Genomic DNA, 11,307 nt, shown 5'->3' with positions numbered 1-11,307 from the left:
TGAATTGTGGAAAGCCTAAGCCAGAGACAAAAGGATGGACTTGTCCAAATTGTCATACTTTGAATTTAGGTAAGTTCTGCATGGAATGTGGAACTAAAAAACCACAAGGAGCATTACAATATCGTTGTGATAAATGTGGATGGACACCAGCTGATCCTACGAATCCACCTAAATTTTGTCCAGAGTGTGGAGATTCTTTTGGTGATGAGGACATTGTTAAATGAAAGAACAATTATTAAAAATTAGTTTATTATTGCTAGGAATTGGATTGGCTTTATATATCGTTCCTATGATTTTGTCGATACAATCAAGTCTTCCTTATACATTAGCGGGTATAAGTATGATTGCTTCGGTCGTAATTCTTTATATTCGCTCACAAACAAAAGAATAAAGCAGCTAAGAAATGAATCTTAACTGCTTTTTTATTATTCTAGAATAGCTCCTTTGTCAGCGCCTTGAACTAGTTTTTGATAACGAGATAACCATCCAGTTTTAAATTTAGGTTCAAATGGTGGTTGAACTTTACGTCTTTGTTCAAATTCTTCATCGCTTACATCGGCATGAATTGAGTAATTGGCAATATCGATTGTGATTAAATCACCTTCTTGAATTAAACCAATGTTTCCACCAGCAGCAGCTTCAGGAGAAACATGTCCGATTGAAGCTCCACGGCTTGCTCCTGAGAAACGTCCATCTGTAATTAAAGCAACGGATTTATCAAGTTTCATACCAGCTAATGCAGATGTAGGATTTAACATTTCACGCATTCCAGGACCACCTTTAGGTCCTTCATATGTGATAACAACAACATCTCCTGGTTTGATTCCACCGGCATAAATACAAGCGATGGCATCTTCTTCACTTGTGAATACACGTGCTGGACCTGTGTGTTTCATCATGCTTGGATCAACGGCGCTACGCTTAACAACGCATCCGTTTTGAGCGATGTTACCAAATAAAATGGCGATTCCTCCATTAGGTGAATAAGGGTTTTCAACAGGACGAATTGTATTTGGATCTTTATTGTAGGCATGTTCGATATTTTCTTTAACTGTTTTACCATTGGCTGTAATTAAAGAAGTATCAATTAATCCTAATTTATCTAATTCATGATAAACAGCTTGTAAACCACCTGCAGCATTTAAATCATGCATATGAGTTGGACCAGCAGGGGCTAAGTGACATAAGTTTGGCGTCTTTTCTGAGAATTCATTAAATGTATTTAAATCTAATGGACAACCAGCTTCATTTGAAATAGCTAACAAGTGTAATACTGAGTTAGAAGAACATCCTAATGCCATATCACAAGTTAAGGCATTGCGGATTGATTTTTCGTTGATGATATCTTTAATGCGAATATCTTTTTCAACTAAATTCATAATAGCCATACCAGCGTGTTTAGCTAATTGTAAACGATTCGCATGCACTGCAGGGATTGTTCCATTTCCTGGAAGAGCAATTCCTAATGCTTCGCATAAACAGTTCATAGAGTTAGCTGTATACATTCCTGAACAACTTCCACATCCTGGACAAGTTTGTTCTTCATATTCTTTTAATTTTTCATCATCAATTAAATTTGCTTTACGAGCACCAACGGCTTCAAACATTTTTGATAAAGATGTATCGACTCCATCAACGCATCCAGACATCATAGGGCCACCTGAACAAACAACTGTTGGTAGATTTAATCTTAGAGCACCCATTACCATACCTGGAACAATTTTATCGCAGTTTGGAATTAATACCAATCCATCAAAGGCATGGGCTTGTGCCATAGTTTCTACAGAATCTGCAATTAGTTCACGAGAAGGTAAAGAATATTTCATTCCTACATGTCCCATAGCAATTCCATCGCAAACACCAATGCTTGGAACCATGATTGGTGTTCCACCAGCCATACGAACACCAGCTTTTACGGCTTCTTCGATTTTGTCTAAGTGAAAATGACCAGGAACGATGTCACTGTGTGCACTTACAACTCCGATAAGTGGTCGTTCCAATTCTTCTTTTGTGTAACCCATTGCATAGAATAAAGAACGCATTGGCGCTTTTTCTACACCTTCAGTTACAGCAGCGCTTTTTAATTTTTTCATAACTTCCTCCTTAGTCGATGCTTGAAACATCAGTTATGTCAGCTTCACGAGAAATACCTGTAACTCCTGTTCGACATACTTCAATAATTTCGTAGCAACTCAACATATTTAAAAATCCATCTAATTTTTCAGTTGCACCTGTTAATTCAATAATCATACAAGATTTAGATAAAGAAATAATTCTTCCACGATAGATATCAACAATTTCTTTGATGGCGCTTCGATTGGTTTTGTCACATGCAACTTTAACCAAAAGCAATTCTCTAAATAAACTATTGTCTTTTTCAAGTGTAAATATATCTTTAACAACTTCCAGTTTACGTGTTTGCGTAATAATTTGCGCTAAACTTTGTTCGTTTCCATTAAATACAACAGTGATTCGACTGATTTTTGGATCATTAGTTGTAGATACGGTAAGGGAATCAATATTAAATCCACGGCGACCAAAAAGGGAAGCAACACGAGTTAATACATTTGCCTGGTTTTCAACAAAAATACTAATAACTTCTTTTCTTTTCATATAAACCTCCTATTTGGTAATCATATCTGAAACAGTTCCACCATTAGGAATCATTGGTAAAACTTTTTCTTCTTTCATGATGTTACATGCAATCCATACCGGTCCATCAATTTTTAAGGCTTTTTGGAAAGCATCTTTAAATTCATCTAATGTATTAACTTCAAATCCTGTTGCACCAAATCCAGCAGCCAATAAAGGATAATTTGTCTTTCGTCCTGGTGTAGTATTTGAATAACGTTTTCCATAGAAAGCCGTTTGCCATTGATATACCATTCCTAAAACTTTATTATCAAAAATAATAGTGATAATAGGTAGATTATTAGAAACAGCTGTACAACATTCATTTAAATTCATATGGAAAGAACCATCCCCTGTAAAATGAATAACACGTTTATTAGGACAACCAAATTGAGCCCCAATCGCTGCTCCATATCCATATCCCATAGTACCTAATCCACCGCTTGTTAAGAAGTTTTCACTTTTAATATGATGAACATATTGAGCAGCCCACATTTGATGTTGACCTACATCAGTAACATAGATTGTTTCTTTGTCTGTCATATTACAAGTGGTTTCGATAATGTCGCGAGGACGAAGTTTGGCACCTTCTAATTCCATATCAACCCATTTATGGGCTTTATGACATTCTTGAAGCCATTCTGTGTGTCTTGTTTTGTTGATTAAAGGTAATAAAGAAGTAAGTACATCTTTAATGTCACCAACAACTTGATAATTAATTAAGACGTTTTTATTAATTTCGGATTCATCGATATCAATTTGGATGATTCCCGCATTTTTTGCGAATTTTCTAGGATTTAAAGCAACACGATCCGAAAAACGTGTTCCTAGGGCAATAACTAAATCCGCATTATCAATGGCAATATTTGCTTGCATCGAACCATGCATACCAATTAAACCAAGGTTCTTTGGATTATCATAGCGAACGGCTCCAGCACCCATTAAAGTATATGTGCTTGGACAATCGTATTTTTCAATAAATTCATTTAATTCTTTTTGGGCATGAGAAGCATTGACTCCGCCTCCATAATAAATAACAGGTCGTTTTGCTTCATTGATAACTCTAGCAATTTCACGTAATAAGTCATCACTGACAACAGGATGATCTGCTAGTTTTAATGGTTTTTGTTTTGTATATTCATATAAATTGTTAGGATCGGTTACATCTTTGGTGATATCAACTAAAACAGGTCCTTTTCTTCCTTCATTGGCAATTCGAAAAGCGTTTCTAAGCGCATCCGCTAAATCTTCAATTCGATTGACAAAATAATTATGTTTTGTGATAGGAAGAGTGACTCCTGTGATACTAACTTCCTGGAAGGCGTCGCGGCCAATGGCACTGCTTCCAACGTTACAAGTGATGGCAACCATTGGAATACTATCTAACATTGCAGTGGCAATTCCGGTTACTAAATTGGTAGCTCCTGGACCACTTGTGGCAAATACAACACCTGTTTTTCCGGTTGCACGCGCATATCCATCGGCGGCATGGCTAGCACCTTGTTCGTGAGCTGTTAAGACGTGATGGATTTTATCTTGATATTTGTATAATTCATCGTATACATTAAGAGCGGCTCCACCTGGGTATCCAAAAACAGTATCGACACCGTGTTCCATTAATACTTCCATAATGATTTGTGAACCACTTAGTTTCATAATTTTCACTCCATTCTTCATATTACTAAGTATATAATATTTATGTTAAAAATTATAGCGCTTTTTTTCGTTTTCTGAAAATTTTCTGAAAATAAATTGAAAATGAAAATTAAAATGTTATACTTATACTACTAGCAATGATTTGGAGTAGTAATAGCTGAATGAATTAAAGAGAGTAAGTGGTGGGTGTAAACTTATATTAGGAAGGCTATGAACTTGTCAAGGAGCTAATCGATAAGCGATTCGTATGAAGGCGTTAACTTCTTAAAGAGGGCTCAATTTTATTGAGAACTAAGGTGGTACCGCGTAATTTTACGTCCTTAGAAATAAGGACGTTTTTATTTTGGTTAGGAGTTGGTGTTATGGATTTATCTAACTTAAGAAATAATAGAAAAGACATAAATAATAGATAAAGAAAAAGGAGAAACACATTATGATGAATTATAAAAAATATCATAGAGGCTACTATATGCCTCCTGAAGAATCACTTGAATGGACAAAAAAAGAATACATTGAATTCGCACCTATTTGGTGTAGTGTAGACATGCGTGATGGAAACCAAGCATTGGTTACACCGATGAACTTAGAAGAAAAACTTCAATTTTGGAAAGTATTAATTGATGTTGGATTTAAAGAAATTGAAGTTGGTTTTCCAGCTGCATCGGAAACAGAATATGAATTTTTAAGAACATTAATTGAAAATGACATGATTCCTGATGATGTAACAGTGCAAGTATTAACGCAAGCACGTCCTCATATTATTAAGAAAACATTTGAATCACTAAAGGGATGTAAAAATGCGATAGTGCATTTCTATAATTCAACGTCTTTTGCCCAAAGACAACAAGTATTTAAAAAATCAAAAGAAGAAATTAAACAAATCGCAATTGATGGAGCTAAATTAGTTAAACAATTAGCCCAAGAAAATGGAGAAGACTTCCGTTTCGAATATTCTCCCGAAAGTTTTACAGGAACAGAAATTGATTATGCGCTAGATGTTGTCAATGCGGTTATTGATATTATTGATCCAACTCCAGAAAAGAAATTGATTATTAATTTACCAGTAACAGTTGAAATGTCTTTACCTCATGTCTATGCATCACAAATTGAATATATGTCTAAACACATGCATAAACGTGATTGTGTCATTTTATCGCTTCATCCTCATAATGATAGAGGAACAGGAGTTGCCGATACAGAATTGGCTTTATTAGCAGGAGCTGATCGTGTAGAAGGTACATTGTTTGGTAATGGAGAAAGAACAGGAAATGTTGATATCATTACCTTAGCTATGAATATGTATACTCATGGAGTGGATCCTCATCTTCATTTTGATGATATGCCACATATTGTTGATGTATATGAAAGAGTGACTCGTATGAATGTTTATGAACGACAACCATATGCTGGTAAGTTGGTATTTGCGGCTTTCTCTGGATCTCATCAAGATGCTATCGCTAAAGGAATGAAATATAGAGAAGATAATAATTGTCCAGATTGGACAGTTCCATATTTACCAATTGATCCAACGGATGTAGGTCGTGTATATGAAGCAGATGTAATTCGTATTAATTCTCAAAGTGGAAAAGGTGGAATTGCCTATATCATGCAACATAATTATGGATATGAATTACCAGTCGTATTTAGAGAACAATTCTCTTACTATATTAAAGATATTTCCGATCATCAACATAAAGAATTAAAACCAGAAGAAATCTTTGAAATTTTCCAAAAAGATTTCATGAACTTAAATGCGCCAATTGAATTAAATGACTATCATTTTATTCGTTTAAGCAATAATCAATATCAAGCGACTATCAATATTAATTTTAAAGGAGAAGAAATGGATATTGTAGGTCGTGGAAATGGTAGATTGGATGCCGTTGCCAATGCGATGAGAAAACATTGTAATTTGACATTCGATATTAAAGACTATCGTGAAAGTTCATTGAATCAAGGTTCAAACTCAAAAGCGGTTTCGTATATTCAATTAAAAGACTGTATTCATGAAGATCGTTTTGGAGTAGGAGTGGATGACGATATTATCGCATCAAGTATTCGTGCATTATTTAGTGCATTAAATAGAGCAATTATTCATAAGGAGGATGCATCATGTCAATGACAATGACTCAAAAAATATTAGCTGCCCATGCTGGATTGGATCATGTTGAAGCAGGACAGTTAATCGAAGCCAACTTAGATTTAGTAATGGCCAATGACATTACAGGACCAATGGCTTTGCCTATTTTTAAACAAATGGCAGATAAAGTTTTTGATCCCGATAAAGTAGTATTAGTACCGGATCATTTTACACCAAATAAAGATATCAAAAGTGCAGAAAATTCTAAGGCCATCCGTGATTTCTCTTTTGATCAACATTTGACAAATCACATGGAACAAGGAAAATGTGGTGTTGAACATGCGATTCTACCTGAAAGAGGATTGGTTGTAGCGGGTATGGCTGTTATTGGAGCAGATAGTCATACGTGTACATATGGAGCTTTAGGTGCTTTTTCAACAGGTGTAGGAACAACAGATATTGCTCGTGGGATGGCAACAGGACAAGCGTGGTTTAAGGTTCCAAGTGCAATCCAATTTAAGTTAACAGGAAAATTGAATCCATTTGTTTCTGGAAAAGATGTAATTTTATATATTATTAATAAAATTGGTGTTGATGGAGCTTTATATCGTTCCATGGAATTTTGTGGAGACGGGGTAAAAGAACTATCAATGGATGATCGTTTTACCATTTGTAACATGGCCATTGAAGCAGGAGCTAAGAATGGTATTTTCCCAGTTGATGAACAAACTATTGCGTATATGAATGAACACTCAACAAAAGACTATGTTGTTTATGAAGCGGATGAAGATGCTCCATATGAACAAGTAATTGAAATTAATTTAAGTGATATTCGTCCAATGGTTGCGTTCCCTCATTTACCAGGAAATGGACATACAATTGATGAAATCGAAAAAGAAGAGCCAATTTATATTGATCAAGTTGTGATTGGTTCTTGTACAAATGGAAGAATGTCAGATTTACGAAAAGCAGCGGCAATTTTAAAAGGTAAAAAAGTAAATGAACATGTACGTGTTATGGTCGTACCAGCTACTCAAAAGATTTTTGTGCAATGCATTAAAGAAGGCTTATTACAGATTTTTGTAGAAGCAGGATGTGCTGTAAATACACCTAGTTGTGGTCCTTGTATGGGTGGACACATGGGAGTTATGGCTAAAGGTGAAAAATGTGTTTCGACAACGAATCGTAATTTCGTAGGTCGTATGGGAGATACTGAATCATTGATTTATTTGGCTTCTCCAGAAACAGCAGCGGCAAGTGCAATTGCGGGATATATCGCAAATCCTGAAAAATTTGGAGGTTCTTTATGAAAGCAAATGGGACAGTATTAAAATATGGAGATAATGTAGATACGGATGTAATTATTCCAGCTCGTTATTTAAATTCTTTCGATGCCAAAGAATTGGCTACACATGCCATGGTTGACATTGATCCTACTTTTGTACAAAGAGTAAAACCAGGAGATATTATGGTGGCTGGGAAAAACTTTGGATGTGGTTCTTCTAGAGAACATGCGCCTTTATGTTTAAAAACAGCAGGTGTTAGTTGTGTTATTGCCAAGAGCTTTGCACGTATTTTCTATCGTAATGCCATTAATATTGGTTTTGCGATTTTAGAGTGTGAACAAGCGGTGGATGACATTGATGAAGGAAATCAAGTTGAAATTGATTTTGACACAGGAATCATCACTAATGTCACTAAAAATAAACAATACCAAGCTCAACCATTTCCACCATTTCTTCAAAAGATGATTGCGGAAAATGGACTTGTGAATTATGTAAATCATCAAAAGGAGAAAGGAAATGAATAAAAAAATCGGTGTAATTTGGGGGGATTGTTCTTCCGTTGAAATTGTTGCACAAGCTTTAAATGTATTAAAAACAATTGAAAAGAAATATGGACATTCATTTGAATATGTTGATGTTGCCATGGGGGGACAAGCCATTGATTTATACGGAGATCCTCTTCCTCAACATGAATTAGATAAATGCTTAGCGTGTGATAGTGTTTTATTAGGTGCTATTGGAGGACCAAAATGGGAAGGACTTCCTGGAGAAAAGCGACCTGAAAAAGGTCTTCTTCGTCTTCGTGCAGGGATGGGATTGTATTCAAATAATCGTCCGGCTAAAATTTGGCCTCAGCTACAAGATGCCTCTCCTTTAAAGAAAGAAATTGTAGATAAAGGAATTGATTTTATCATTGTTCGTGAATTAATTGGTGGTGTTTACTTTGGTAATCATGAAACACATGAAGAAAATGGTGAATTAAAAGCAGTGGATTCGATGCCGTATTCTGAACATGAAATTAGAAGAATTGGAAAAATTGGTTTTGAAACGGCAATGAAACGAAATAAAAAACTATGCATGGTCGATAAAGCCAATGTATTAGATACATCTCGTTTATGGCGTAAAGTAATGGATGAATTAAAAGAAGAATATCCAGAAGTAGAGTATTCTGTAATGTTTGTCGATAATTGTGCTATGCAGATTTGTAAGAATCCAAGCCAATTTGATGTTATTGTTACTGAGAACATGTTTGGAGATATTTTAAGTGATGAAGCTAGTGAAATTACAGGAAGCATTGGTATGATTCCTTCTTCTTCTTTAGGAGATGGTACAAGAGGTTTATATGAACCAATTCATGGTTCAGCTCCTGATATTGCTGGTCAAGACAAAGTCAATCCAATTGCATGTATTTTAAGTGCAGGTATGATGCTTCAATATAGTTTTGATATGCCACAAGAAGCAAAAGCTATTGAACAAGCGGTAAATAATGTACTAGACAAAGGATATCGTACCCAAGATATGATGTCTGAAGGAATGACGCTAGTGGGTTGTAAACAGATGGGACAATTAATTGTTTCGGAAATTGAAAATATGTAATGAAAAAAGGATGGGGTTCCATCCTTTTTATTATGCTTGTTTGTTTTTTCTATTTTCAATTAATTTTTTAATAAATCGTTCAATAAAGGCATTGATTTGCGCAAAAATCAAGAAGAAAGTAATACACCATTGTAACCAAATCATAATGAATACGATGTTTGATAAAACCCCATAAGTGAAAGAAAAACGAGAGGAATGATCAATCATAAAAGAGAAAATATTTGAAAATAAAACCCATGAAATGGTTGTACAAACAGCTCCTGGAATTTGATAAAAGAAATTTAAGTGTTTACCAGGAAGAATCACATATAATCCACAGATTAATATTGTAATAATGGCATATGTAATAATTTGATTTATATTTAATAGTTCAAATATATCTAATAAAAATTTAGGATAGTATTTTTGAAGAAATACCGTTATTTTTCCTCCATATACTAATATCAATAAACTAAACACAATCAACAACATTAATAAAAGAGTATTAAAAATTGATTGAAGACGAATACGAACATAATTACGTTTATCTTCAATTTTATGAATCGCATTTAATCCTTGTGTTAGGGCATATGTACTTTTACTCGCAGCATATAAACACGTAATAGTGTTGATAGAAGTAATAGATAAAGATGGTTGGGCTTCAATGTCTTCTAAGAACACAAATACATATCTACGAATCGTATCAGGAAGACCCTCTAGGGCTGTAAATATAAAGGTACTTTGTTCAAGCGGTAAAAAAGTTTTTAATAATGTTAATAGAATCATCGTAAAAGGAACAGCGGAAATAATTAAGAAGAAGGTTGTTTGTGTGGCATAAAGACTTATTTGGTCTTCTTTATATTTAGCTGGGAACCTCTTTGTGTATTGTTCTATAAAATCAATGGTTGCTTTTTTCATAAGTAGATTTTAAAAAAAAGAAGGGAATAAGTCAAAAAAAGAAGTGTTTTTCACAAACATTATTATAAAATAGACAAAACATCTGACAAATTAGATAAAATCATATTACATTTTGTTTGAAACTCTTTAGAAGGATATTTCATATCAGGTATACAAATCACATCGATATTTGCTCTAAAACCCGCTTCAATTCCAGCTTCACTGTCTTCTAGAATCAAACAATCAGATAAGGCATAGTGTCTTGCGGCCTTGATAAAGATTTCGGGATTAGGCTTTCCTTTTTCTACTTCATTGCCAAACACAAAATCATCAAAATAAGAATAGATGCCTTGTCCTTTTAATATAGCTTGAGCTCGATTTGAATAGGAACTAGTAGCTAATACAATATGATATTGTTTTTGTTTTAAATAAGACAATAATTCAATACATCCTGGTTTTAATATAGGCTCTTGAATCAAAGTTTTATCAAGTAGTTCATGTGTTTCATTCCAAAATAAGTCAAAATTAAAAGCAGGTCCATATTCTTTATTGAATAAAGATTTCGCAAAGGATTGTGTTTTTCCTAATAATTGAATGTAGTCTTCTTTAGTATAGTTAATATTGTATTTTAATAAAAATTGTTGATAGATTTTAAAAGTAGCTTGTTCACTATCAATTAATAAGCCATCCATATCAAATATAATTGTCTTTTTCATGTTTTCACCTTTATTAATAGTATAATATAAAATAAACAGGAGGATTAAAAAAATGAAAATTGTCGATAAAGAAATGTTTGGAGGACCTGGCCTAGCTCATTTTGAACATATTTTAACGGAAGAAGAAATGCATGGTATGAATCGTGTTTATGCTCGAGTTACTTTAAAACCGGGATGTGCGGTTGGCTACCATGTTCATCAAGGAGATGGCGAAGATTACTTCATTTTATCGGGACAAGCTCATATTAACGATAATCAAGAAAGAGAATTGGTTTTAAATCCAGGTGAACATTATTTTACTTGTTCAGGAAAGGGTCATTCAATAATGAATAAAGGACAAGAAGATTTAGTGTTTATGGCTTTAATTGTATATAATGAACAAAAATAAAAGGATTCACGCGAATCCTTTTTTTGGATAATCAAATTTAACCGGGGTCTGCTAAACCGGGGTCATTAACTGGGGTCT

11 protein-coding genes, 1 pseudogene and 1 other annotated feature are annotated in these 11,307 nt (G+C 34.2%); of the genes and pseudogenes, 7 read left to right on the top strand and 5 right to left on the bottom strand.

Annotation, left to right across the window (positions count from 1 at the left end; all coding sequences use genetic code 11):
* Both ACI313_RS02815 and ACI313_RS02810 read left to right on the top strand, forming a co-directional pair.
* Positions 1-224 (top strand): annotated as a pseudogene (locus ACI313_RS02815) (hypothetical protein); the annotation flags it as partial.
* The gene (locus ACI313_RS02810) at positions 221-391 is read left to right on the top strand and encodes a hypothetical protein (RefSeq protein ID WP_320608293.1); all 171 of its coding nucleotides are present in this window, start codon (positions 221-223) and stop codon (positions 389-391) included. The pseudogene ACI313_RS02815 and the gene ACI313_RS02810, both read left to right, overlap by 4 nt.
* A gap of 34 nt (positions 392-425) precedes the next feature.
* Here ACI313_RS02810 and ilvD read toward each other — a convergent pair whose 3' ends face one another.
* From ilvD to ilvB, 3 genes are read right to left on the bottom strand one after another with little or no spacing between them, the layout of a single operon-like run.
* A complete protein-coding gene (gene ilvD / locus ACI313_RS02805; protein ID WP_320608294.1) occupies positions 426-2,093 on the bottom strand; it encodes a dihydroxy-acid dehydratase in 1,668 nt (555 codons plus the stop codon).
* 10 nt (positions 2,094-2,103) lie between these two features.
* A complete protein-coding gene (gene ilvN, locus ACI313_RS02800; protein ID WP_320608295.1) occupies positions 2,104-2,613 on the bottom strand; it encodes an acetolactate synthase small subunit in 510 nt (169 codons plus the stop codon).
* A 9-nt stretch (positions 2,614-2,622) separates the two neighbouring features.
* The gene (ilvB, locus tag ACI313_RS02795; RefSeq protein ID WP_320608296.1) at positions 2,623-4,308 is read right to left on the bottom strand and encodes a biosynthetic-type acetolactate synthase large subunit; all 1,686 of its coding nucleotides are present in this window, start codon (positions 4,306-4,308) and stop codon (positions 2,623-2,625) included.
* A gap of 107 nt (positions 4,309-4,415) precedes the next feature.
* Positions 4,416-4,612: a binding site (T-box leader), on the top strand.
* A gap of 108 nt (positions 4,613-4,720) precedes the next feature.
* Here ilvB and ACI313_RS02790 point away from each other — a divergent pair.
* From ACI313_RS02790 to leuB, 4 genes are read left to right on the top strand one after another with little or no spacing between them, the layout of a single operon-like run.
* Positions 4,721-6,409, top strand: coding sequence for a 2-isopropylmalate synthase (locus tag ACI313_RS02790; RefSeq protein ID WP_320608297.1), 1,689 nt, complete (start codon positions 4,721-4,723; stop codon positions 6,407-6,409).
* Positions 6,400-7,677, top strand: a complete 1,278-nt coding sequence (gene leuC / locus ACI313_RS02785; RefSeq protein WP_439755221.1) for a 3-isopropylmalate dehydratase large subunit — start codon at positions 6,400-6,402, stop codon at positions 7,675-7,677. The genes ACI313_RS02790 and leuC overlap by 10 nt, the downstream gene beginning before the upstream one ends.
* A complete protein-coding gene (gene leuD, locus ACI313_RS02780; protein ID WP_320608299.1) occupies positions 7,674-8,177 on the top strand; it encodes a 3-isopropylmalate dehydratase small subunit in 504 nt (167 codons plus the stop codon). The genes leuC and leuD overlap by 4 nt, the downstream gene beginning before the upstream one ends.
* Complete coding sequence (gene leuB, locus ACI313_RS02775; protein WP_320608300.1) at positions 8,170-9,249, top strand: 3-isopropylmalate dehydrogenase; 1,080 nt, start codon at positions 8,170-8,172, stop codon at positions 9,247-9,249. The genes leuD and leuB overlap by 8 nt, the downstream gene beginning before the upstream one ends.
* Before the next feature lie 30 nt (positions 9,250-9,279).
* Here the strand turns inward: leuB and ACI313_RS02770 are convergent, their stop codons facing one another.
* Together ACI313_RS02770 and ACI313_RS02765 are read right to left on the bottom strand one after the other, a co-directional pair.
* Positions 9,280-10,146, bottom strand: a complete 867-nt coding sequence (locus tag ACI313_RS02770) for a YihY/virulence factor BrkB family protein (RefSeq protein WP_439755220.1) — start codon at positions 10,144-10,146, stop codon at positions 9,280-9,282.
* Positions 10,147-10,208: 62 nt separating this feature from the next.
* Entirely contained in the window at positions 10,209-10,841 is a 633-nt protein-coding gene (locus ACI313_RS02765; RefSeq protein WP_320608302.1) for an HAD family hydrolase, read from the bottom strand.
* Positions 10,842-10,893: 52 nt separating this feature from the next.
* Between ACI313_RS02765 and ACI313_RS02760 the strand changes: the two genes are divergently transcribed.
* On the top strand, positions 10,894-11,229 hold the full coding sequence (locus tag ACI313_RS02760; RefSeq protein ID WP_320608303.1) for a cupin domain-containing protein: 336 nt from the start codon (positions 10,894-10,896) through the stop codon (positions 11,227-11,229).
* Positions 11,230-11,307: the final 78 nt, after the last annotated feature.

The organism is Floccifex sp. (assembly GCF_051873495.1).
GTDB lineage: Bacteria > Bacillota_I > Bacilli_A > Erysipelotrichales > Erysipelotrichaceae > Floccifex.
The sequence above is the reverse complement of the archived record's forward strand: the minus strand, read 5'-3'. Positions and strand labels throughout refer to the sequence as shown.